General features: G+C 30.5%; 35 protein-coding genes. 31 read left to right on the forward strand and 4 right to left on the reverse strand.

Features of this window, described 5'->3' with window-relative positions; genetic code table 11:
• Positions 1–23: 23 nt before the first annotated feature.
• Positions 24–251 (forward strand): hypothetical protein, encoded by a 228-nt coding sequence (locus ACOSP6_RS10870; protein WP_422093394.1) that lies wholly within the window; start codon positions 24–26, stop codon positions 249–251.
• Positions 252–265: 14 nt separating this feature from the next.
• Here ACOSP6_RS10870 and ACOSP6_RS10875 read toward each other — a convergent pair whose 3' ends face one another.
• The gene (locus ACOSP6_RS10875; RefSeq protein WP_422095720.1) at positions 266–769 is read right to left on the reverse strand and encodes a hypothetical protein; all 504 of its coding nucleotides are present in this window, start codon (positions 767–769) and stop codon (positions 266–268) included.
• Positions 770–895: 126 nt separating this feature from the next.
• Between ACOSP6_RS10875 and ACOSP6_RS10880 the strand changes: the two genes are divergently transcribed.
• From ACOSP6_RS10880 to ACOSP6_RS10890, 3 genes are read left to right on the forward strand one after another with little or no spacing between them, the layout of a single operon-like run.
• On the forward strand, positions 896–1,501 hold the full coding sequence (locus tag ACOSP6_RS10880; protein WP_422093392.1) for a hypothetical protein: 606 nt from the start codon (positions 896–898) through the stop codon (positions 1,499–1,501).
• A gap of 5 nt (positions 1,502–1,506) precedes the next feature.
• Positions 1,507–2,436: a hypothetical protein gene (locus ACOSP6_RS10885; RefSeq protein ID WP_422093391.1), complete on the forward strand. Its 930-nt coding sequence runs from the start codon at positions 1,507–1,509 to the stop codon at positions 2,434–2,436.
• Positions 2,437–2,454: 18 nt separating this feature from the next.
• Complete coding sequence (locus ACOSP6_RS10890) at positions 2,455–2,988, forward strand: hypothetical protein (RefSeq protein ID WP_422093390.1); 534 nt, start codon at positions 2,455–2,457, stop codon at positions 2,986–2,988.
• Between the two features lie 7 nt (positions 2,989–2,995).
• Here the strand turns inward: ACOSP6_RS10890 and ACOSP6_RS10895 are convergent, their stop codons facing one another.
• Positions 2,996–3,436, reverse strand: a complete 441-nt coding sequence (locus ACOSP6_RS10895) for a hypothetical protein (RefSeq protein ID WP_422093389.1) — start codon at positions 3,434–3,436, stop codon at positions 2,996–2,998.
• Positions 3,437–3,644: 208 nt separating this feature from the next.
• Here ACOSP6_RS10895 and ACOSP6_RS10900 point away from each other — a divergent pair, with 208 nt between their 5' ends.
• The 7 genes from ACOSP6_RS10900 to ACOSP6_RS10930 all read left to right on the forward strand — a co-directional run bounded on the left by ACOSP6_RS10900 (position 3,645) and on the right by ACOSP6_RS10930 (position 6,993).
• Positions 3,645–3,860, forward strand: a complete 216-nt coding sequence (locus ACOSP6_RS10900) for a helix-turn-helix transcriptional regulator (protein WP_422093388.1) — start codon at positions 3,645–3,647, stop codon at positions 3,858–3,860.
• A gap of 22 nt (positions 3,861–3,882) precedes the next feature.
• Positions 3,883–4,164, forward strand: coding sequence for a hypothetical protein (locus tag ACOSP6_RS10905; RefSeq protein WP_422093387.1), 282 nt, complete (start codon positions 3,883–3,885; stop codon positions 4,162–4,164).
• Positions 4,157–4,390: a hypothetical protein gene (locus ACOSP6_RS10910; protein ID WP_422093386.1), complete on the forward strand. Its 234-nt coding sequence runs from the start codon at positions 4,157–4,159 to the stop codon at positions 4,388–4,390. Before ACOSP6_RS10905 ends, ACOSP6_RS10910 begins: the two co-directional genes overlap by 8 nt.
• Before the next feature lie 105 nt (positions 4,391–4,495).
• Positions 4,496–4,900: a hypothetical protein gene (locus ACOSP6_RS10915; RefSeq protein ID WP_422093385.1), complete on the forward strand. Its 405-nt coding sequence runs from the start codon at positions 4,496–4,498 to the stop codon at positions 4,898–4,900.
• A gap of 1 nt (position 4,901) precedes the next feature.
• Positions 4,902–5,597: a hypothetical protein gene (locus ACOSP6_RS10920; RefSeq protein WP_422093384.1), complete on the forward strand. Its 696-nt coding sequence runs from the start codon at positions 4,902–4,904 to the stop codon at positions 5,595–5,597.
• Positions 5,590–6,282, forward strand: a complete 693-nt coding sequence (locus ACOSP6_RS10925; protein ID WP_422093383.1) for a hypothetical protein — start codon at positions 5,590–5,592, stop codon at positions 6,280–6,282. The genes ACOSP6_RS10920 and ACOSP6_RS10925 overlap by 8 nt, the downstream gene beginning before the upstream one ends.
• Before the next feature lie 126 nt (positions 6,283–6,408).
• A complete protein-coding gene (locus tag ACOSP6_RS10930) occupies positions 6,409–6,993 on the forward strand; it encodes a hypothetical protein (RefSeq protein ID WP_422093382.1) in 585 nt (194 codons plus the stop codon).
• A gap of 137 nt (positions 6,994–7,130) precedes the next feature.
• Here the strand turns inward: ACOSP6_RS10930 and ACOSP6_RS10935 are convergent, their stop codons facing one another.
• Positions 7,131–7,382 carry a hypothetical protein gene (locus ACOSP6_RS10935; RefSeq protein WP_422093381.1) on the reverse strand — a complete coding sequence of 84 codons (252 nt, stop codon included), beginning with the start codon at positions 7,380–7,382 and terminating at the stop codon, positions 7,131–7,133.
• Positions 7,383–7,661: 279 nt separating this feature from the next.
• On the opposite strand from ACOSP6_RS10935, the gene ACOSP6_RS10940 reads away from it, so the two are divergent.
• A complete protein-coding gene (locus tag ACOSP6_RS10940; RefSeq protein ID WP_422093380.1) occupies positions 7,662–8,228 on the forward strand; it encodes a hypothetical protein in 567 nt (188 codons plus the stop codon).
• On the opposite strand, the gene ACOSP6_RS10945 is transcribed toward ACOSP6_RS10940, so the two are convergent.
• On the reverse strand, positions 8,229–8,414 hold the full coding sequence (locus tag ACOSP6_RS10945; RefSeq protein WP_422093379.1) for a hypothetical protein: 186 nt from the start codon (positions 8,412–8,414) through the stop codon (positions 8,229–8,231). It abuts the gene before it with no gap.
• Between the two features lie 34 nt (positions 8,415–8,448).
• Between ACOSP6_RS10945 and ACOSP6_RS10950 the strand changes: the two genes are divergently transcribed.
• From ACOSP6_RS10950 to ACOSP6_RS11040, 19 genes are all read left to right on the forward strand, one after another.
• Entirely contained in the window at positions 8,449–8,676 is a 228-nt protein-coding gene (locus ACOSP6_RS10950; RefSeq protein WP_422093378.1) for a hypothetical protein, read from the forward strand.
• A 194-nt stretch (positions 8,677–8,870) separates the two neighbouring features.
• Positions 8,871–9,074, forward strand: coding sequence for a hypothetical protein (locus ACOSP6_RS10955; RefSeq protein ID WP_422093377.1), 204 nt, complete (start codon positions 8,871–8,873; stop codon positions 9,072–9,074).
• 126 nt (positions 9,075–9,200) lie between these two features.
• Positions 9,201–10,673, forward strand: a complete 1,473-nt coding sequence (locus tag ACOSP6_RS10960; RefSeq protein ID WP_422093376.1) for a transglutaminase-like domain-containing protein — start codon at positions 9,201–9,203, stop codon at positions 10,671–10,673.
• Between the two features lie 25 nt (positions 10,674–10,698).
• Complete coding sequence (locus ACOSP6_RS10965) at positions 10,699–11,142, forward strand: hypothetical protein (protein ID WP_422093374.1); 444 nt, start codon at positions 10,699–10,701, stop codon at positions 11,140–11,142.
• Positions 11,143–11,192: 50 nt separating this feature from the next.
• Positions 11,193–11,780, forward strand: a complete 588-nt coding sequence (locus tag ACOSP6_RS10970; RefSeq protein WP_422093373.1) for a hypothetical protein — start codon at positions 11,193–11,195, stop codon at positions 11,778–11,780.
• A gap of 63 nt (positions 11,781–11,843) precedes the next feature.
• Positions 11,844–12,176: a hypothetical protein gene (locus tag ACOSP6_RS10975; protein WP_422093372.1), complete on the forward strand. Its 333-nt coding sequence runs from the start codon at positions 11,844–11,846 to the stop codon at positions 12,174–12,176.
• Positions 12,177–12,180: 4 nt separating this feature from the next.
• Positions 12,181–12,456 carry a hypothetical protein gene (locus ACOSP6_RS10980; protein WP_422093371.1) on the forward strand — a complete coding sequence of 92 codons (276 nt, stop codon included), beginning with the start codon at positions 12,181–12,183 and terminating at the stop codon, positions 12,454–12,456.
• A 28-nt stretch (positions 12,457–12,484) separates the two neighbouring features.
• On the forward strand, positions 12,485–13,384 hold the full coding sequence (locus ACOSP6_RS10985) for a hypothetical protein (RefSeq protein WP_422093370.1): 900 nt from the start codon (positions 12,485–12,487) through the stop codon (positions 13,382–13,384).
• Positions 13,384–13,572 carry a hypothetical protein gene (locus tag ACOSP6_RS10990; RefSeq protein ID WP_422093369.1) on the forward strand — a complete coding sequence of 63 codons (189 nt, stop codon included), beginning with the start codon at positions 13,384–13,386 and terminating at the stop codon, positions 13,570–13,572. Before ACOSP6_RS10985 ends, ACOSP6_RS10990 begins: the two co-directional genes overlap by 1 nt.
• 2 nt (positions 13,573–13,574) lie before the next feature.
• On the forward strand, positions 13,575–14,345 hold the full coding sequence (locus ACOSP6_RS10995) for a hypothetical protein (RefSeq protein ID WP_422093368.1): 771 nt from the start codon (positions 13,575–13,577) through the stop codon (positions 14,343–14,345).
• A gap of 3 nt (positions 14,346–14,348) precedes the next feature.
• Positions 14,349–14,702, forward strand: coding sequence for a hypothetical protein (locus ACOSP6_RS11000; protein WP_422093367.1), 354 nt, complete (start codon positions 14,349–14,351; stop codon positions 14,700–14,702).
• On the forward strand, positions 14,702–15,268 hold the full coding sequence (locus ACOSP6_RS11005; protein ID WP_422093366.1) for a glycoside hydrolase family 108 protein: 567 nt from the start codon (positions 14,702–14,704) through the stop codon (positions 15,266–15,268). Before ACOSP6_RS11000 ends, ACOSP6_RS11005 begins: the two co-directional genes overlap by 1 nt.
• A gap of 60 nt (positions 15,269–15,328) precedes the next feature.
• A complete protein-coding gene (locus ACOSP6_RS11010) occupies positions 15,329–15,616 on the forward strand; it encodes a hypothetical protein (protein WP_422093365.1) in 288 nt (95 codons plus the stop codon).
• A 19-nt stretch (positions 15,617–15,635) separates the two neighbouring features.
• The gene (locus ACOSP6_RS11015) at positions 15,636–16,133 is read left to right on the forward strand and encodes a hypothetical protein (protein ID WP_422093364.1); all 498 of its coding nucleotides are present in this window, start codon (positions 15,636–15,638) and stop codon (positions 16,131–16,133) included.
• A 2-nt stretch (positions 16,134–16,135) separates the two neighbouring features.
• The gene (locus ACOSP6_RS11020; RefSeq protein WP_422093363.1) at positions 16,136–17,140 is read left to right on the forward strand and encodes a hypothetical protein; all 1,005 of its coding nucleotides are present in this window, start codon (positions 16,136–16,138) and stop codon (positions 17,138–17,140) included.
• A 37-nt stretch (positions 17,141–17,177) separates the two neighbouring features.
• Positions 17,178–17,816 carry a hypothetical protein gene (locus ACOSP6_RS11025; RefSeq protein WP_422093362.1) on the forward strand — a complete coding sequence of 213 codons (639 nt, stop codon included), beginning with the start codon at positions 17,178–17,180 and terminating at the stop codon, positions 17,814–17,816.
• On the forward strand, positions 17,794–18,264 hold the full coding sequence (locus tag ACOSP6_RS11030; protein WP_422093361.1) for a hypothetical protein: 471 nt from the start codon (positions 17,794–17,796) through the stop codon (positions 18,262–18,264). Before ACOSP6_RS11025 ends, ACOSP6_RS11030 begins: the two co-directional genes overlap by 23 nt.
• Positions 18,264–20,873: an ArdC family protein gene (locus tag ACOSP6_RS11035; RefSeq protein ID WP_422093360.1), complete on the forward strand. Its 2,610-nt coding sequence runs from the start codon at positions 18,264–18,266 to the stop codon at positions 20,871–20,873. The genes ACOSP6_RS11030 and ACOSP6_RS11035 overlap by 1 nt, the downstream gene beginning before the upstream one ends.
• Positions 20,874–21,188: 315 nt before the next feature.
• Entirely contained in the window at positions 21,189–23,081 is a 1,893-nt protein-coding gene (locus ACOSP6_RS11040) for an ATP-binding protein (protein WP_422093359.1), read from the forward strand.
• The last annotated feature ends 110 nt before the right edge of the window (positions 23,082–23,191 follow it).

A 23,191-nucleotide genomic window follows, 5' to 3' on the forward strand; every position in this document is an offset into this window, starting at 1 on the left:
ATAGGCTAAAATTCTATTGTGTAATGTTAACTAAAAGTAGCGCTTATTTATTTCTAGAAACACTACTGTTTAAACTTAAAAGTAAAGTTTCCAACTTTATAAAATCTCTTGATGTAACTATTGAAAAAGAAACCCTTTCCGATGAGCAAATTCAATCATCTATAATTGAAGAAGAGTTAAAAACCATAATCTTAAAGGAGAATTTAGATATAATCCTTAAGAAAGTTAGGTCAAAAAAATCTGAGATTTAAAAATATTTTGGAGATTAAAATGATTGTATCTTTAGACATTTATTTCTTATTAAGATTACTTTTTCTAGGATTTTATTTAAATCGAGTATTTCTCCTTTAAGAATTAGAGTATTATTAAAAGTGTTGTAACCTCTATGGCAAAGACTTAACGAAGTTGAACTTAAAGACGGGTTCATTACTAAATCCACGTAATGGTAACTTGTTAAATCCTCGAAATATTCACTAATAAAATCATCATAATGTTCTAGCTTATTCCTGAATTTTCTACTTTTTAGATCACAATTGTCAGGGATTTGAAGAAGGTTTCTTAAATGATTACCTCGATTTTCATATTTCTTTTTAGGCCAAAATATTTTAGAAATATTACTGGTTGAGATTAAAAAAGATTGAATTGAAGACCATATACCCATATGATCAGAATTATCAGCGCATTCATTTATACGATCCATTGCATATAGGACTTGATTTGATTGAAATAAAATCTCTGATATAAATACACTCTCTTGAATTAGTTTCATGTTTTTTTGACAAATTTAATTCAGTACTACGCAATCAATTTACGTAACTTTAAAATTAAAAGGTGTTTTTCCTGTTTTTATAAATTAAAATTAGTTTAGATTCGAAGCCAAACTAAAAAATAAATTGTGTTTTCTTTTTTAAAGCAACTTTTTAACCATAATCAAACTTTACCTTTCATAAATGTTTTCGTTACTATCTTCGGAGGAATTGTTTTGTATGCAACTATTAATAAACCTAAATCTGATAACGGTATATCTTTAGATAGAACAAAGTTGATAAACCAAATTGTTGAGAAGTACGATGATAACCCTAAAAAGTTAATTTTTCGATTAAAAGTGATAAAGCAAACATGGCTGGGCCCTACAGATTGGATTGATAACGTTATTTCCATAAGTAATATAGAATATAAGTTAAAAACAGTCTCAGATGATTTTCAATCACTGGATTTTAAAGATATTGATAAAACATCTGAAAATTATTTAAAGGCTTCTGCTATTTTAGATTCTCTAAAAGAATATTATAGCTTTAAAACTGACTGGATTGTTGCAAGTATGGGTAACGATTCAATTAATAAAGCAAATTATAAGCTTTATGTTCCGAGAGGTTTAAGTCAATTGATACGTCCGATACAAGGAGATAGTAAAGAGGAAATTAACAAAAGTTTGGATGCAGCAATAGTTAATAAAGAATCTACGTTTTACAACCTTTTGAATGAAATTAAAAAAGAGTAGATAGCATGTTCAACAAAGTAGAATTTTCTGATTTATATAAGTTTCAAACTTCAGTTGGATTATTAATAATTGCATCAGCTTTTTTAATACCATGGCTATTTATGAAGCAAGATATTGGTCTATTAATATCAAGAGCAGAGTATAATTCACTAATTCCTGATAGTAAGGATTTAGTAGATGATAAAATTGTTTTTGGAACAATTATTATCAAAACTTTACCATGGATTTCAGGATTTCTCTTTCTAGTTGGTTCTATTATTACTGGAAGAGGAATTGTGAAATGGAAAGAGAAACAGAGAAAGATTGATAAATCGGATAATATTAAAGTTGCTAAAGAAGAATTGGAGTTTAAGCAACTATCACCTGAAGAAGTTAAAGAAAAGGCAGTTGATGAAGTCAAAAAAGGAATGCAATATGATGTAAAAGAAAATAAATCAAATGATTATAATATTACAAATGAACCTGAGGAAGAATATATAGGTGAAATGGCTAATAATTTGATTAATGTTGAAAAAATTATTTTTGATAAATTTTCTAACATTAAATCTCGAAAATTTGATGTAATCTCAAATGTGTTGTTGGATTATGGTGTTAAAATTGATATTTATTTAAAATCAATCAATCCTGAGAAGTTTAACGATGCCGTAGTTGAAATTACTTATCTTCAGAAAAATCTCGATAAATTACCGGTCTACGAGAGTTTTTTTAATTTATCTGATATTTATAATCAGTTAAATTCCTATTTTGATAATAGAGCTATAAATACATATTTAATTGTAGTTTTTAAGGAAGGGATTACAAGTAACTACTTAGTTAATTTATTTAAAGAACAAGTATATAAGCTTGAAGGAAGAGGAATTATGCCTTTTATGCCTATTGTAATATCAGATAAAGAAATAAAAGATCTTGATGTTCAAAGATTGTTAAACTTGTAAATTTAATATCTAATCATTATGGATGAAAAATATGTCTTTTTTGATATACCTATTTACAGATTAACTGATTCAGAAATTGACTCAGAAAATGAAAAAATAATTGATGAGTTAAAAGAGTTTGCAAAAGGGAATAAGGTATTTGGTGAAGATGTTTATAATAGAGTATTTAATGATTTGGTTTCTATTGAATTATATCCTTTTAAGTATAATGAAATAATAGGTTATCTCGAGCTTTATTGTATTGGGAGTCAAATAAGGATTGATTATTGGTATGCTTGTCATCCGCATTCACGCAATATTAAAAAAGTATTTAGAAGAGGACTTCCTAAAAAACAGTTCAATTGGTTTGGTGAAGTAGATCAAATAAATATTAGAAATAATCTATCTAATGAAGAAATTCTAAATCTCATTTTAAAAAGAATAAAAATGCTAAAAAGAAAACCTTTATTCAAAAGAAGATTTTTTTATACTAATTACCTAGAGAAGATTGGAAAACATATAAATTGGAAATCAGTATTAAATGATAAAGAGTTAAACGTTTTTAGAAAATAAAAAAAAATTAAACCCCATTCTTCTTCTTCAACTCTTCAATAAGCTTATTAACTTCGGCAGCTTTATCATAAGCTTCTTGTAAAACTCTTTGCTGTTCGAAGTTAGAGAATAGAGCAACTACTGCATCAACTTTTGGCTCATTTCTGAATCTTTCCTTGTTCACAATAATATAATCAAGAATGTCCTCAGCATCTATTTGAGAAAGAACGCTTTTTGGTTTAGTAGTAATAACATCTTTATTGGCCAAATCAAATCCATTCAAGTTTCCATTTAGCTCAATATAAGCTGCAATTTTTATTAAAGCTTCTTGCGTTTTTCTTTGAGGTCGAGATACTTCTTTATTCAATACTCTTCTTAAACCAGATTCATTTAAACCAGTCTTTTTATAGATTTCATAGGCTGTTATACCGTTACTATTGATAATATGTATTGCTTTATCCAATTCCATAAATAAAAAGTATCGTAATAAATACTGTAAAAATACTGCTTATATTGTATTGTACTGTATATTTGTATCGTTGACACAAACAAAGAACGTATAAATACAGTCAATTTCCAAACAAAACAATACAAATACTAATCTTTTAGTATGTCTGCAAGTATTAGTTATTCTAGTTTTTGTTTGGAATTAAACCAAAAGAAAAAAGAAAAGAAAGATGAAATTAACCAAAACAGAATTCAACATTTCTGCATTAATCACAGCAGGATTTGAAGTAAAAGAAGTCGCCAGAAAAGTAAACAGATCAATCTTTACTGTTCAAACGCATGTTAAAAACATTCGTAAGAAGAATAAGCTTAAAAACTTAGCAGAAATCTCCCGAGAGTTTACATTAAATCATGGAGATCCAACTACTTATATAAGTAGCTGTTAATTTAAAAAGAAAATGAGGAAATATGGTTAGAGTAATAGACAATGTAGAAAAATTGAGAGATCAATTAACAGCAGTTGCTAATGTTGTAAAATGTCATGAAGAAGTGGCAAAAAAGCATCACATAAGCACATCTTTTTTAAGACAAATTAGAAAGGGTGATAATGCAAAATTAGATAATCAGTCTAATCGAGAGCTTTTATCTAGAATTATTTCCTCATACCGTAGTATCGGAATTAAGCAATTAGAAGTATTGGAAAATACTTTAGGAATTAATGACACAATCGAAAACACAAAAGATGAATAATACACCTCTTAACGTAACAGGAAAAGTTTTTTGTGAGCGAATTGGAATCGCGTATAACTCACAAATATTACAATCTTTAAGAGATCTACAGCTAATCAGTTTTTTTAAAGTAGGAAAAAAGTATTTGTACCCTTTTGAAGAAACGGAAAAAATTAATCACCAACTTCGAAAAGGTGAAATATCGATTAAAGTAAATAAGGGTTATTACGTAACACTTAACAATTAGATTTTGATTTATTTATGACACAGTTTGGTTAGTTGATTTACCTCTCCCTTTTTTCGTATAAATTTTAATGGGAGGGGTTTCAACTGCCTAAAATTTCCCTTTAAAATGAATACACTAATATTTAAAATAGTTGAAAAATCAGTTTCTAACGCTACAGGTATTCCTGACATTAAAATTAAGAATCAAAAGGAGGAGTTTGTGAATGCCAAACGAGTGTTTATTCAACTTTTACTAGACAATGATTTCTTCCCTACAGCAACTTCAGTAGCTAAATATTTAGAGTTAACTCATTCTACTGTTCTCCACCACAAAAAAACAAATCAATGGTTGTTGCAATCTCAACAAAGGTTGAAATCTACTTACCATAAAAGTAAAAAGGATTTTAAGAAAATAATGATTGATTTACAATTGATAGCGTATCCAAATAATGAAGAGTTGTTAGCAAGGATTAAGTATCATAAAGAGATTGCGGATTTATTATCTAATCAATTAATGGTAAACCTGGGTTAGTATGAATACATTTGAACTAAGTAGAAACTGGTTTAATTTCTCTTTTGAAAATCCTGAGAAAATAAAACCTATACATACAGCCATATACTTTTTTGCCATAGAAAGATGTAACAGATTAGGGTGGAAAGAGAAGTTTTCTTTACCTACAGATATGACTATGGAGGCGAATGGAATTAAGTCCTATAAAACGTATAAAAAAGCATTAAACGAGATTATCAATTTTGGTTTTATAATCATGTATCAGGAAAGTAAAAACCAATGGACTGCAAATATTGTTGCTTTGGTAAAAAATACCATAGCACCACCCGAAGCAGACACCAAAGCATTAGCTAAAGCAATGCCGAAGCACTTACCAGAGCAAGACCAAAGCACTAACGAAAGCACTATCAAAAGCACTGACCACCTCAATGCTAGTATAATAAAACAAGTAAACTATATAACTAGTAAACATATAAACAAGGAAACACATATTTATCCAACTTTTGAAAATTTTAAAAATTTTGCTTTTGATCAAACAAAAAATGTAAACGTTCAAAAATTAAAACTGAAATATGAGGCTTGGAAGCAAAATGGATGGAAAGATGGTAACAACAAACCGATAAAAAATTGGAAAACGAAACTCTTGCACACACTTCCGTATTTGGTTGAAGAAAGTGCAAGGCAAAACGAGGCAAATAAAAATTCAAAATATGATTAATATTTCTCTAAACGACATAGTTCAAAAAACTACGATTGAAAAAACGGATACGAAATTATTTTGGAAGTATTTCGTAAAACATGCAAATGAAGTTATCAATACACCTGAGATAGAATTTTGTGAAGTAACCGGATGTGCATTTGAAATCAAGGAAGAGAACCGAAAAATTGTGAGAACGTTAATCGATTATTTCTGCGGTATTGAAGATTTCAACAAGTACGAAGTGGTAAGAAACAATCCATCTTTAGAAAAAGGTTTATTGGTATTTGGTGATTGTGGAGTGGGGAAGACCGTGCTTTTTGAAATTATCAGAAGGGTAGGAAGAGATATTTATTCAGCAACAGGAGTCAAAAGAATGCTGTTTAAAAAAATAAGCTGTGGGTCTTTTGTTTCAGCATACATGATGGCTACAAAAAGTAAGAACATGTCATTCGATTTGAAGGAGTTTCAAAAGGGGAGATTGTTTATTGATGATTTGGGATTTGAAAAATTAGCTTTTAATCAATACGAGTTAATGGAGCAGATTCTTTTTGAACGATACAGTAAAAATGCGCTTACATTTTTAACCACTAATCTAACACCATCAGAAATTGAAAATCGTTACGGAAAACGAATAGGAGATAGGTTACAAGAGATGTTTAACTATATCAAGTGGGAAGGAAACAGCTTTAGAGATAATTTATAATTCGAGGAAAAAAAATGAAGTGTTGTTCAAATCCAAGTCCAACAATTGTTGTTGTTGATTGCTTCGATATTTTCGAAGAAATCATAATTAAATGTACTAACTGCAATCAAATTATTCAATAAACCAATGGAAAACTTAAACTCCTTAGCCAAAAATACACCAATGCAATTGGAAAATATACTTACCAGTTTACGATTGGTTACAATTTTAGTTTGCTGTTATATTTTCGGATATGCATTTAAAATAGGCTTCATGTTTTATGAGGTTTTACAGGGTAGTATTTCAAATCCATTTTTTAGAAGTATTGCATCAGTTTTTAGTGCTACTATTATTTCAGCTGGACTTTTAGTCGCTTCTATCCACGTTAAAAATAAAGTGTTTCCATTGGTCTTATTTCTATTCGATGTAATAATGATGTTAATCATACTTCATGCATTTAATAATAGCGGATTTGAGATGCTGAAGTCGGTATTTATCAGTACTCTTTTTGCTTTGATAGGTTATTTGCTAATCAGTGTTTTTGTTACGAAATACAACGAAGAGGCAGCAAATATTGAGCGATTGCGAGCGAAGCAAGAGCAATTGGAAGCGGAAGCTAAGCAAAGAGAAGCGCATAAATGCGTTTGTGAAAGAGGTTTTTCAACTGTACAAGCCTTAAGTGGGCATCAAAGAAGTTGCAAAATTTACCACGAAACTAAAAACAATTTATAAGAAACTATTACAAATTATTATTAATTGACAATAGGTTTTAATGATTTGAATACCAATATAAAAACCGTTCGAGATGTAATGGTTTTTTGATTTTAATTAATGTTTAGGTCAGTTATAAAAACTGTAGAAATTATGAATCACAAGGATAGTTTTTGTTCAAGTTCTAGTAATTGGAATGAATTTGGATTCCCTAATGGGATTCCTAAAGTGTATATAAATGCTTGTAATTTTGCGTCAACAAAATCTTTAGATAGACTAAAGGCGGTATCAAAATATCCGTTTGACTCTAGAGCGCATATAAAACTTGCTGCTAGAACTTGGGCATCGTTTTTATTATTTACTTCTTTTAATTCACTTAAAATATCAATTAAATCTTGTTTGTATTTCATATCAATTTGGGAGTTAATTTATAGTAAAAATAATCAATTCCAGACTAGTTAAAAAATATGTCACAAAAATACATGTAATCAAAAAAATATAAGACTGTGGTTAGAATAAGTGTTCATCATCATTACCATGGTTAGAACTAAAATTACCATTAAGAATTAGATAAAGAATTATGAAAATTAAAACTAACAATGTAATACCTACCCAAATAGGAATTTCTTTTTCTTCAGAATACATGAAGTAAAACTAGTAAAAACAAAATAAATAAAAAGAGTAGTTAAGTGAGTAATGCATTAAAACATAAAAACGATTTTCAAACACCAACAGATGTAGCAAAGTACATGGTTAACATGTTGCCTTCAGATATTGTTGATGTTTTAGAACCTACTGCAGGACTTGGTAGAATAAAAACAGAGTTAGAGTTGAAAGGTTACAATGTAACAGCTCCAGAAGATTACTTTTTACTGGAGAAGAAAAAATTTGATGCTGTTGTTATGAATCCACCATTTTCTGGAAAATCGTTAATCGTTGATAATGCACCATTAAAATTTCACGGTAAAGGTATGCAAGCAGGCTATATGATTCTTTGGGAGTGCATGCAAATGGCTGATACAGTAATTGCGCTTATGCCTTGGTTTACAATTTCTGATTCTGATCCAAGAATGAGAAGTATAAAACGATATGGTTTAAAATCAATTACAGTTTTACCAAGAAAAACATTTGACTACACAAAAATTCAAACTTGTGTACTGGAGTTAAAAAAAGGTTGGACTGCAGACACAATATTTTATGCTTATGAATTTATGCATGAAGGAAAAGAGTATCAACCTTTATCATTAAATCTGTAGTTATGAAAGTAAGTCTTTAATCTCTTCATCAGAAATACGAGGCGTTAAGAGACCTGGAGGTTTTTGTTCAATTCCAAAATAGTAATAGTAAAGTTTTTTTCTAGATGAATTGGTCTTAGTTTTCTCCTGAATCTTTTTTAAGAGTTGCTTTTTCTCCTGTTCGCTAAGATGTTTAAATAAGGGCATAGAACAAAAATAATTATTTAAAATGAGTCTACTAATGATGACAACGAACGTAGTAAAAGATTATTTGATAATCCAAGCAGAGTTTTCAGAGGAGGATTTTCAAAGAACTAATGAAGAAGATTTCGAGCACGACGTTTTAGAAAAAAGGAAAAAAGTTAATTCCTTCAGGTTCGAGACAACCGTAAATATAATAATCATAAATATTATGGATGTATTTGAAATCAGGAAGAATTTCTACCAAAGTAATCAAAGCTATAGTTAAAGATAATCCAGCTGAAACCAGTCTAGTAAAAAGAGAAACTTTTCTTGGTTCAACAAATTCGAAATTAAGTTGTTCATAGCTCTGATACATAAATTAAAAATAGTAAAAACAAAATAAATTAAAAAGAGTAAATAACCAACAATTCAACAACAAACCAACAACTGTTGTTGCTTTACAATTTTAATAGTAACCAAATGAAATCAGAAGAAAAATCTTATGTATCCACCAAAAAAGACCTATTTAGATTGTATCATAAACTTCCTGATGTTTTTATGAGGGAAACAATCAATGACATAATTTCTAAATGTAGAAAGATGGATTTAGATAAAGTGAAGTATGTAAAAACGATAACACCTGTTGAATTTAAGTTATTTGTACAAGAAGTTGGTGAAATGTAAACTCTTGTAACTTCACGAATCTTCATGTAAACTCTTGTAACTTCACGAATCCTCTTGAATCCTCTCGAATCCTAATTCGTGCTTTAAAATCTGCTTCATATTTGTCTCGTAGTTCAAATTCAACAAATGAGTTTAGAGGCAATAAATAGATTATTATACAGACCAATTAACAAGAGTAGAAAGTATGACAGTTACTTTCCAAAAGTATCATGCCAATCTACTTTTTTAAAAGAAACAACCACAACTGGTGGATTGGAACTTATTAAACAATGGTCTAAAAAATATGCTTCTCAAACTGAAAAAATTGCCAAAGAATTACAAGGAAAATCACTTCCAGAAACAATAAACAACATATACACTTGGCTCTATAATTATTTGCAGTATGATGCCGATGGTTACGAACAGAAATTAAAATCTCCAGCTTGTAGTTATTTCATGAGATTTGACGGTATAGATTGTAAGTCATATTCATTATTTGCTTCTTCAATCTTATCAAACTTAGGAATAGTTCACAAGTTGCGCAAAGTCGTCCAACCTTCCGACCCTACCAGATGGAGTCACGTATATGTTGTTGTTCCATACAAAAATCAAGAATTGATTATCGACGCCACCAAGTCAATCAACACAGAAGTAACAAAATTAAAAGAATTTGACATGGAAATAAAAGACGTCGGTTTACCCTATTATGGTATGAACGCTGCGACAACAGTTGTTGGTAGAGATATTAATCCAGCTGTAAAGAATTTTGTCGCTTTTTTAGGAAAGTTAAATGAAAGAGGCGTTTCAATGCTTGTCACGAATGCAATAAAAAAGGATGTTCGTTATTTTATTAATCGTGGAATTGAGCCAAAAATTACTATTACTGAAGAATTCTTTCAAGTAAATCAAAATAGACACTACTTTAATTTGACTAAGCCTTTAGGTCTAGGGAATACCTCTGATGATGAAGGTGATGGAATTGGTTCATTATTGAGTGTTTTTTCATTAATTGAAAATATTGATTTAGGCCGAATTATTGATCGAGGCTTCGGACAAGTATTTGATAATGGTTTTGATTTAAGTTGTTGGGGTGCTTCTTTTCCTCCTTCAATTGCAGAGCCTCAAACTGGTGAAAAAGTAAAGGAAATCTTCACTACTTACGATGTTTTAAACGTAGTTAAATCGAAAAATTTAACTCGAATAAAACAAACCATAAATGAAGTTTTAGCCCAACTAACTTTTGGAATGAAAGATAGAGAAGCAAATATTTCACGCACCGAAGATTGTACTCAGAAGGGAGAAAAATCATCGTATGATATATTCAAAAAAGCTTTAGAGGATTTGTACACAGCTTTGAATAATGATTTCAATGTTACTTATGTACAAAGATCTAGGCAAATCAGTTTTCAATTCAGAGGTGGTAGTTGGACTAGAACCTATACCGTTAAAGAAATTGACACTATAAATTTCAAAAATATAATTAGTGTTCCAGGTGATGGAACTAACCCAACTACAGGTCCTGTAGATGATCCGAATGCACCACCAACAGAAAAGAGTAATAAAGGAGTATTAGCAATTCTTGGAACATTAGTAGCGGGAGGAGCTATGCTATTTGGTTAATTAATAAATAATAAGAATCAGAAATATGAAATTTAAATTCAATAAGAATGGTATGCAGGATGCTGCTACTTTTGGAGTGGGAACAATTGCGGGAACTTATGGTTCACGTGCTTTAATGGCTATTGCTCCAAGTGAGCTAAAAGAACCATTAATTAAAGGGGTTTTAGGAGTTGGAGGTTTTGCGTTAGGTGGTGCTTTACAGGGTAAAGGGGTTGGAGTAAATCTTCTTAAAGGTTTTTTAATGGGTGTTGGATTGGAAAACACAGTTGGTGCTGTAAACGAGCTTGTAGCTCCTTCTTTGCCAGCAGATGCAACTACTCAAAGTCAAAAAGTAATGAATGCAATGTTTGGTTTGAATTCAGCAAATGAAATCAAGTACACACCAACATTAATGATTCCAGATGCTTCTTCTTGGGGAGAGCAAGCAAGAGTAAATAATGAATTAGGTTTTAAAATTAACCCGATTTAAAAAAGGAGATAAATAAAAAGTAAAAAATAATAAATCAAAAAAAATACAAAATGAAAGATTTAAGTTCAGATGCAGTTGTAATCAGTCTTTTAACACATAATGCAAGTAGATTGTCACAGCAAGCTAAAGCTACTGCTAATTCAGGTAACATTAGAGTGATAGATAATTTTCACTATGTAAGGAAACAAGTCGATGTTGGAGGTACAATTCACCTTGTAGATACGGAAACTAAGGCGACATTGGGTGTGTCAACAATTTCAGAAAACAAATTATCATTTGATAAAGTTGCAATTATTGACAGAATCAAATTAGGCTATGACGTAAACGCTAATCCAAATATGGAGGGGGCGCTTAAATATGATAAAGCTTTACCTGCTGCTTTTAGGAATGCATTTTTAAGAATCAGTCAAGGAGATTATAAGTTTGCTGATTTGCCTTTATCAGAATTAGCTAATAGATACACTGGAAACTCTATTAAAGATGATTATTTATTCTTAAAAAATCCACTTGTATTAGTTGGAGGAACTGAGTTTTCCTTCGAGCTAGTTTTCCCTAAAGGAGCTGCTAAAACAGGAACAGATTTAGATTATATCGAAGTAATGTTCGGAGGTGTTGATGTTATTAGAAATAACAAATAATACAGGTATTTTTTAATAAAAAAGCTCATAGGCTTCTTATGAGCTTTTATAAACTATAAGATCATGAAACACAAAGTTATAAACCTTACAATCCCTTCTGGTAGTGATTATATAAGTGGAAAGGTAAATCTAGAAGAAGGTAGAGTTGTTGCATGTGCATTACTTACTGATAGCACACCTAATATTCCAGTGAATATAAAACTAGAAGACTCAGGAAATGACATCTTACACCCTTATGTTTCATATAAGGAATTCCAACCAACAAATGGAAATCATTTTGATAGCAGAAAAAAACTTGATTTTGATGGCAACCAAGATGTCCTAGTATTTGCTAAGTCTAATACTCCACTTGATACAGATTTTACATTTCAATTACTTTTTTACATAGAGAAATAGTTATATGGAATTGGAAGGAACACTAATTGAAAAAATTATTTTAAATGATCAAGTTATCAACTTAGATGAACTAAGAGATGTCTATTTCAGGAATTTAGGAAGCACATCTGTATCAGTCGGTGAAAATGTATTACGTCCTTATGAAGATACACCTACTTTTAGTAGTTCAACTACACTTTCAAATAAAGAAATAACAATCACTTTTAATAATAAAGCTTCCAGTATAAATAAGCTTTATATGAGAGCCATTAAAGTTACAGGCTGTATTTGTAGAGAATAAAAATAAAACCACCACCTAACTTATGAATATGCAAGATATAGAAAGCATAAAATACTTTTTAAAGAGCAATCCAAAACATTCAATTGATATTATAGATTATTCAGCTCATAAAACTTTAAAGAAAAAGATGAAGTATGATGAGTTAGTATCTAAGTATGGTTCTTTGGAAAGTTTAATATCTGTATATAAATCTCAAGGAATTACAAGATTACTAATACAAAAGTATAAACCTAATGGAACTTCAAACTTAAGGGTTGACAACCCAAAAGAAGTTGCTCTACAAGACAGTGAAAATTTGGTGGTTCATGAAACAGCAAGTAAAAGTGCAGCAGTTCAACCAACTGTTGCACCAGCTGTTTCTACTTATCAAACAACTGTTGCATCAAATCAACAACAAATGTTTGGATTAAATGGAGGGTTTGGAATGAATGCAGTAGAAGCTATTTCATTACATACCAAAGCGCAACGATATGATGAGCTAAAAGAAACAAACCAGGAGTTAAAAGATAAAATCAAGGACTTAAATAGGGAGATTGATAGACTTACCAACGATAACAGAAAGCTCCAAACTGAACAAATGTTTGCTCAGAGGAGCAACGAATTAGAAATTAAATCCTTAAAACTTGAGGACAAACCTGCTTTAGATCCAGAAACATCAAAAGCATTATTAGAAGTTGCTAAAAATCTAATACCAGCTTTAATGCAGAAACAATCACCACAAGTTGCTGTTAGCCCTGGTATGAATGCAGCACAAGAAAACTTATCTGAAATAAAGCACAGTTTAGTTACTCTGGTAAGATCTCCTCAGTTTACTGATCAACAAGCTAATGATTTAGTGTTATTGGCAATAGGACAGCAAAACGTAACTGAATTCGCGAAAGAAGTAAGTGAATTGGTTACAAAGTATAATTTAAAACAAATGATATAATGACTTTTCAAGTAGCAATAAATGGTAAAAACATAGCAGACAAACAAGCAAGAAAGAATGCAATAGAGACTATTCTTTCTAAATCTGATACACAAGGATTACAAATGCTCGCTGAATTTTTGGAGAATCCAAAAGCAATAAATGCTTTTAAAGAAAACTTCAGTCTCTTAAAAACATTTGTAAAGTAACTATGAAAAAGAATCAGGGTTTAAAAGGACTACCAGCTGCAATGATAGCTAATGAAGTAATTGGTTCGGATGAAGGAAAAAAAGCGATTGGCCAATCTGTCAATGCTGCAAAATTCATGCTAGTTGCCTTAGGTTCTTTAGCTGTTGTTCGTTACGGATATTCTAAGTTTAAAAAATTACGAGCAGATCGTTTTGCTCGTGAGAATGTTGGAAATCCAAACCTTACTGCAGCAGCTATCATTTATGAGTCATTTACAAGAGTAGGTTTCCCTGATTCTAGTTTATTAAGCTACTTAATACCCTCGATAAACATCTCAACTGATGAATCTGCTTTGTATAGCATAGCAAGTCAAGTAACGAATGTAAAAGCTGTTTCGGAGGCGTATTCTATTCTGTTTGATAGAAACTTGTTTGATGATATTAGAAAAGGATTAGATACCTCAGAATTAAAAACGTTCTGGAACATAATTAATTCTCCTAATGATAATCAAAACCAACAAACGCTTTATCCAATTGGAACAAATTTGTATTCAGCTTCTAAAAATATGATTACAGTGAATAAAGCTGTAAAAGATGAAAATGGAAACTGGAAAGGTACTGGAGAGTTATATGGAAATTTTGAGTTTAGAGAAGATGTAGGTGAAGTAATTGCTCATGGTGTTTTTACCAAAGAAAATGGATCAGAAGAAAACTATTATATCATCGAAAAAGGATGGATTTTTAAGGATCAAGGAGTTGTATTACAACATCAAATAACTAATAAGAAAATTTAGACTATGGCTATAAAAACAGCAAGAATTATTGACGATTTAGGAGTGCCAATTCCTGATGTAAATGTTGTGAATACAACGACAAATCAAGGAACATTTTCAAATTTTGATGGTTGGATAAAAATTGAAGCTGCTGACTCAGATAAAATTAAAATCTCACATGTTGGCCAGTCTGGAAAGCAGTTAAAAGGAATTGAACTACAAGGAGATATCGTCCTATTACCTTCAGATGAATTTTTGGATGAAGTAGTAATCAGTTCAAATAAAAAGAAAGGCTTTTTAGCTTTAGGTATTATAGCATTGATAGCCGGAGGAATTTATATGGCTAATAGGGAATATGTAGAACAAGTTACTTTATAATGGCAGACTTTTATTTATACAAAGAAACAGCCTTAAAGTTTGAAGGTGGCTATCAAAAGATTTCTTCTGATCCTGGCAATTATAATTCCAAAGGAGAATTAGTCGGTACAAATTTAGGGATCTCGGCAAAAGTTTATGAGAGTTGGATTGGTAGACCACCAACTGAAGAAGATATGCTCGCTATTACTAAAGAAATTGCGACGAGTATTTTCAAAACATGGTACTGGGATGCTGTTAGAGCTTCCGAAATAAACTCACAAGCAGTTGCAGAAAATATCGTAGATCATGCTATTAATGCAGGGCCAAAATCAATTGGTAAAATAGTTCAAGTGGTTCTCAACAAATATTTCAATAAGAGTTTGATTGTTGATGGAGCAATTGGTCATAAAACAGTTGTTTCAATCAATGAGGTTAATCCAACAAAACTATTCCAGAGAATTAGTCAGTACAGATTGAATTACTATGAATCTATTAACAATAATGAATGGATTGACATTTGGAGAAACAGAGTTGCTTCACTAGCAAAGAAATTTAGTATCTCTATCGAAAAAAAAAAGTGCTTGTAGCATTATTCACTTTTTCAATAGGGTCATTAATTTATTTAAAACTAAGAAGTCCCGATAAAAATGAAACAATACCTAATTGATAATATTGATCATGTATTCGCATATCTATTTGGAGCTGGGGGTATATTTTCCGTTTGGTTAGAAAGAAAGAAAAAGAAAACTGATGCCCTTTCAGGAATGCAACTAGCCTACGATAAGTATGTAGAAGATTCAGATAAAAAATTTGAAGAAATGAGATCTGAAGTTTCAACATTAAGAACAAAGTTAGAGGAAGTTGAAACTCAATGGAGACAAAAATATAACTCCCTTAAAAGAGAATTTGACACCTATAAAAAAACACATCCATAACAACTATTACCTTAATTAAATGGAAGAAAAGAAAAACAATAAAGTAGAAGAGTCAGGAAATTATGGAGGTCTATTTTTATTCGGAGCTCTGGTGACTATAAAAACTATTTTCAAAAGAAAGAAGTTTATTGAATTCATTGATGCTGTAAAATTCAAACTAAGAATCAAAAGTCTGGATAAAGGGAAAGCTATTTTGCATATCATGCCTTTAACCTCGCTTAATGTTCCCTACAACATTAGGTCAATTGATGTTTTATACAACAAAGAAAATTTAGCAGCGACAAATTCTAGTTGTGATCTCAACAGCCGAATTGTAGCAAATTCAAATATTGATATTGTTTTCAATGTGCTTTCTCCTGATGTTACGGAAAACATTTTAGAGAATTCTGAATTAGCTATTACCTACAGCTTTTTAGGATTTAGCTACAAACGATTATATAAACCGCTTAAAATAGTAAGCAACAATTCAACAACAGTTGTTGGAAATTCAACAGCATGTGGTTGTACTAAAAAATAGATATGGGAAGAAAAATAACTATAGAATTAATAAAAAATGTAACTGTAGTCACTTTCCAAAAAGATGGAAAAACATCTGTTCAATCAACTTCTAAATCAAGAGAGTTAATTGATATTCCTGGAGGCGTTCAAATTCTTCCGGATAAAGATGAAACTACATTTAGTAATGAGAAAATTTTACTCAGCGAATTAACTGATGATTTTGGTGCCGCCAACGGCGTAGAACTTGTCAAGAAATTTGCTGAACTAGGTTTTTTTAAAAATGGAGGTGGTGGGGTAAGTGAAATAGATGGTGTATGTATTCATTTAAAAGATAATACACTAAAAATGTGCAATCTTGGAACTGTTTTTAATAGTTCTGCATTAGGAATTTCAGATGGATTTACACCTAATAGAGTAATTGCTTTTATTGAGTTACCAGACTTCCCAATTTCTAACATCAGATGTAAGTTAAATGTTGGGTTTACCAAATTATATCAGAATAAGGCTAGGACTACATTACCTCCTTTTACGGCTGAGATAAATACTACAATTATTAACAAAGCTCAATGGTTAGCCTACACAGGAGAAACTGATGATTATGATTTCGATAAAGTAACTTTTAGTGAAGTTAGTTCTGATCTAGAAAACAGTCCTCTGAATTTTGTTGAGAAGCTTAAAAAAGGTGATTTATTGGATTCCCCAGAAACTTTGCTGAGTCAACTTGAAACGCTTTATAAGAATTCTGAGCCTATCGAAGTAAAAACGGTATTCTTTCCAGATGGTAAAAAAGGAATTTTAATGTATTTCCCAAAAACCGTTTCAATAGGAATTGTTAACTCAGCCTTTGTGAATCTCTCTGAATTAGAAATCACCTTTGATAATATCGCTGACTTTAATGAAGAATTGTACAGAAACTTTCCTGAAATAACTCTATTTGAAGAAAGTACCATAGAAGAATTTGAGAACAGGGAAATTAAATATTTCAACAGTTCTGTTATTATAGGTCCTCCACCAACGGGATTTTAAATTAAAGTTGAGCTAAATTCAAATAATAAAGTAAGAAATGAAAATCCATTTAGATTATAAGATTTTAAAATACCTACTTTCTTTAGGTAAAGTAGATTTGAGTTATAATGCTCAAACAAAAGAAGTGGAAAGCACTTCAGGTTCAAATGCTATTTTACCTTATCCAACAGCTACAACCGCAGGTCTACTACAAAGAAGTATTCGTAATTCTTTTAAACCAACTCTATTTGATGCTGGTGGAACTGCTTCATATACGTTTACCAATTCAGGTTCATTTTATGAAAGAATTGGAAACCTTGTTTATTTTCATGTAATTCTAACCAATATAAATCAAACAGGTACTCCCAGTAACACCTTATGTATTGGTAATTTTCCGTATTCGGTAACGAGTACAATTTCTCAACCCTATTTAATTGCAGCTTTTACTGGTTCTAACGTGAATTTTTACAATATCATAGCTCGTTCACGTGGTGGAAATACACCTGGTTTTGATAAAAAAGATATAGTGTTTGAATATTCAAACAGCTTATCGGGTTCTATTGGACAGGGAACAAATCAATTTATGCAAGCTGTCTCTTTTACTAACGGAATAATAAATGTATCAGGATGGTATCCAATAACTTTTGGAAGTGCTGATTATGTAAACGAAACAAATGAAACGAGTAATAATAACTAGTGTCGCTACAATCGCTTTGTTTGCGGTTAATAAAGCAAGAAAAACCAAAGAGATTATCAATAAACTTAAAGTAAAAATTACTGGTTTTAGAATAGGTAGTTTTAGTATAAACTTATTGAAAATTTCTCTGGATCTAACAATAACTAATGAAAGTTCTGAAGATTTAGGACTTACTTCTTTTAAGTTACTAAAGATTAAAGAAATTAGGTTTTTTAATAGAACTAACAATAGGTTTTTAGCAACTGCATTTGTGGATGTTCATGATTTGAAAATAAAGGCAAATGATTCTATTACGCTTAATAATATTCCCGTAGAACTTGAAACCAAAAGCTTACTTGAAAACTTATCGGTTTTTAAAGGTGATGTACAAAAGAACTTAAAAATTGTATTACTCTTAGATTCTATGGGAAAACAATATGAATTAAATACGGAAAACTTTATCTCATAATGGTAGAAGAATTTATCAATCAATATAATGCCCTAGATAAAACAACTGTTGATAGAAATAAGCTGGTCGCTCTAAATTCTAAAGCTGAGTTGTTAGCTGCTGTTTCACCTGAAATTAATGAGTTATATGTAAAGACTAAATCAATTCTTGATAATTCAAAGGCAGATAAATTTGAAATCAACATTGCATCTAAATTATCAAAAAGTTTAAAAGGACTAAGTAATGAGGAAATTCAAGGTCTTGGAATTCCTTTAGTTGATTTACCTGAAGATGTTGGTTTAAATGGGAAAGTATCTCAATCAGATATCTATCAAATGATCACCGATCAAATGATTGAAATGATTAATGAAGCTTCCGGAAAGAATTGGGAGAAAAGATGGAAAGCGCATCCATTTATAACTCCATATAATTTCATTACTAAAAAACCGTACAGAGGAATCAATCATAATCTATTAACGTTATTTGGTTTTCGTTCATTCACTAATCCTTATTTCCTAACCTTCAAGCAAATTGAAAAGTTAAAAGGAACGCTAAAGAAAGGAAGTAAAGGACATCCTGTAATTTATTATACCAGGTTATTCATTTATGAGTCCGATAAGGAAGGATTGAAAATTGCGACCTATGATGTAAAGAAATTTATTAAATACTTAAAGGCAAACAAAAGTAAAATTAGATTATTAAGTGAGTCGAAATTTACAATTGAAGAACTAGTTGCTCAATCCTATATACCGATTATTAAATACTATAAGATTTTCAATGGAAATGATATTGATGGTATAGATTTCAATTTGGAGGAACTTGAAAAAGATTTGGTTAGAAATGATGGTCAGAAATTACAAGCAGCTGAAGCCATTATTGAAAATTTTCCAGCTCCAATTCCAGAGCTAAGACATGGAGAAGATAGGGCTTTTTATTCTGTAAATGATGATTATGTAAAAACACCTAAAATTGAAAGGTTTGATTCAAAATTAGATTACTATAGAACGTTGTTCCATGAGTATATTCATGCAACTGGTCATCATAGTAGATTAGATAGAGTATTTTCAAAGGAAAAAGAATTGTATGCTAAAGAAGAATTAATTGCTGAGTTCGGAGCTGTTTTTTTAAGTGCTGAAGCTGGTATTATTTGGAGAACAGAAAAAAATCATGCTGAATATATAAAAGGTTGGAAAAGTGTAATTAAAGATATTAAAAAAGACAACCGATTAATTCTTAGAGCTTCTTCAGCAGCGCAAAAAGCAGCCGATTATATCTTACAGAGAGATAAAGACGGAAATCCGCTGTATTTAAAGAAACTGATAAAGAAACTATCCCAAAAAGAGTTTTATTTTGAATTTAAAAAGTTAATCTCTGAAAAGACTATCTTTTCTCATGTAAGCAAAGGATATAATTTAGAAAAGACCTCTGATGCTACTTTAGCCAAAGCTTATGGCTATGCATTGCTATCTAAACATATTCTTTCTAATGTTCGTTACTACCCAAACTATAAAAAATCATCGTTACTCTCTGAAGCTGGAAAAACATCTTTGATTAAAAAGATAAAATCCGAACTTGATAAAAGAGATTTGAAAGTATCAGTAAACTTCTCAATTCCAAAACAAAAAGGAAAACCAAAGCAATTAGAATTGGGTTTAAAAGGAGCTGGTGAAGTTGTATTAGATTTAACTGCCGAAAACCAAGAGCAACCAACAACTGTTGTTGATATTATTGAAACTAATGATATTACACATAAGGATATAACAATAAAAGGACACAATGTTCTACCTGAAAAGAAAATAGTTGTTGATGGTGATAAAAAAAGTAATCAGAATCATAAAGAAATTTCTTCTCCTTTACGAACGAAAACAATTGATAAACCAAAACCACTCAACCCATACAAGACATCCGAAGAAATTCTAAATGACATCAATAATCCAGAAGAAATATTCAATATTATTGATGATGACTGGAAAAAGTTCTTAGGTGAAATTGAGAAAAAACCAAAACAATCTTTAGCTATTACTTTAGATTCTCCTGAAGGTGGTGGGAAAACTCATACAACATATCAATTTGCTCAAGTAATGGCAAAATCGGGATACAATGTTATTATTTGGAGTTTAGAGGAACACAGAGATTCTTCAGTTGTTAAACAAAAAATCAATAAATATTTTGATGAATCTACGAAAGGAAAAATCTCAATTGAAAGTGATGATACTGAACTAACAAAACAACAAAACTTCGAAAGAATTTTAAACAGTGTTCAGTATTTCGATTTGATTTTAATTGATTCCTGGGCAAAAGTATTGGAGTTGAATTCTAAGGTTAACTTTGATCAAGATCTTAGAAAGAAATTCGATGGAAAATTGTTCTGGATTATCTTTCAAAGAACTTCAGACGGTAAAATGAGAGGTGGTTCAAAAGGTGGATTCGATGGAGATATTGTGCTAAAAGTTGAAAAAGACGTTGCAGATTTTAGAAACAATTATGTGTACAATCATAAGAATAGATACAATTCTCATACACCAATTTCAGAATTGAAGTATTCACCTTATTATCAAAAATTAATTGAGAGTGATAAAACTTTTCATATCCCAAATAAAAATAAAGATAATGTGATTATTGATTTGTAATACCGATTTTCAAAAGGTTTATCATTTTAATACCCTGCAAAATAATTTTGCAGGGTATTATTGTTCCTGAAAATAAGTGAAAAATCTTCGCTACTTACATAAATGTTTTCTTATCTGATAATTATATTTTAAAATAATTTTTATTTAAACCTATTTTCAATATATTTGGAAATACCCCGAAAAAGATTTCACTAAAGATCACTTTTTAAAAATTACAACATTGTTCCTGTTATCCGGTAAATTATATTGGATAAAGTAACAATTATTAATGTTATAATATGTTAGCCTCAATGCTGAAAAAACCATCCAACATTTATGAGAATTGAAAAACTGATTTTAGAAAATTTTAGAGGTTATCGAACTAAAACAGAAATTGATTTTAGTTCTTTCAATGTGATTGTCGGTCGCAATGATATAGGAAAATCAACTGTTTTAGAAGCAATCGATATTTTCATCAATGACAAATCTGCTATTAGTAAATATGGCAAAGCGGATATCAATATGAATGGAGGTAATGAGTGCAAGATAAGTTTAGTTTTTTCTGATTTACCCAAAAAATTGATAGTTGACAGTACAGTTGAGACGAGCCTAGAAAACGAACTTTTGTTGAATGAAAACAACCTTTTAGAAATTCAAAAGACTTATGGGGCTACAGGAGTTAAAAAAATTGACCTTGTTGCTGTACACCCGAGTCATACTAAAGCCAAAGATTTATTAAGTCTAAAAATAGATGAATTAAAAAAAAGAGCCGAGGATTTAGAAGTTCCGAGTGAAAACTATAATGGGACAATTTCATCTTCTATAAGAGAAGCCATAAGAAATCATTTGGGAGAAAATTTAAAGAGTAAGTTAAGACCTGTTACGGTATTCAAAAGCTCTGACAAAACTCAAAATGTAGGAAAAGAAATATGGAACCAGTTAGAATCATATTTTCCAGTTTATTCTTTATTTCAATCGGACAGAAAAAATGAGGAAAAGGATTCGGAAGTTCAGAATCCAATGAAAACGGTCATAAAACATATTTTAAAGGATAGTACTTTACAAAGTCAGTTAAAAATTATTAAAGAAGCTGTTGAGAAAGCTTCTTCCGAAGTTGCAAAATTGACTATCGAAAAATTGAAGGAGATGAATACAGAAATAGCTGATTCCCTCGACCCTGTTTTCTCTGAACCAACTTGGGATAGTGCTTTTAAGTTTAATCTACTAAGTGACGAAAATATACCTCTTGACAAGAGAGGTAGTGGAGTTAGAAGACTAATCTTATTAAATTTTTTCCGTGCAGAAGCAGAAAAACAGAGAAAGGAAAAAAATGTGCCTCATATCATTTATGCATTAGAAGAACCCGAGACTTCTCAACATCCTCATCATCAATTACTTTTGATTGAAGCGTTTAAAACGCTTGCAAAAAGTTCGAATAACCAGGTCATTCTAACAACACACAGTCCAGGAATTGCTAAGCAGATTGAGCCTAATTGTTTGATATTTTTAGAAAAGATTGAAAAAGAGATTATAGTTTCAAGAGAAGAAGATGACATTTTCAGAAAAGTCGCAGACGAGTTGGGTGTACTTCCTTCAATTGAGTTAGAAGATATATCAAAAGTTAAATTAGCAATATGCGTAGAAGGCAAAAATGATATTGCCTTTTTAAAAAAAATGAGTCAAAGTATACCTGAACTAAATTCAATTTGCGATATCGAAAATGAAGAATCAATCATTTTATTACCATTAGGAGGCAGTTCATTGCAATTTTGGGTAAATCAAGATTATTTAGGAAAACTAAATCTAAATCAGATTCATATCTATGATAGTGATATAGGCTCTGATGAACCTAATAAATATCAAAAATATGTTGACGCAATTAATGCAAAAGGAAATGGAAACATTGCATTCACCACAAGTCATCGTGAAATGGAAAATTTATTTCCACCGTCATTGATAACAGAAATCTATGGAGTTGTAATTCCAAATGGGACAGATTGGACTACAGCAGACGTATCAGATATTATTGGTAAACATAATTTAGAAAATTCCGAAAGCACGAAATTATGGAACGATTTGGAAAAAGAAGAGAAAAAGAAGAGAACGAGTAAAATTAAGAACCAACTTAATAATACTCACGCTGACAAGATTACAAAGACACATTTAGATGAAATAAACTGCTTCGATGAAGTAAAATTGTGGTTTGATTCATTCAACGAATTGAAATAAGCACAAAGGCTAACAACGTATATAAAAAATAGCGGTTAATTCTCTTAAACGAAACAAAATGAATAAATTAGAGGTTATTGTTGAACTGAAAAGTTAGTACTTAAAATCCG

The sequence above is a fragment of the Tenacibaculum sp. MEBiC06402 genome, assembly GCF_049239625.1.
Lineage (GTDB): Bacteria > Bacteroidota > Bacteroidia > Flavobacteriales > Flavobacteriaceae > Polaribacter.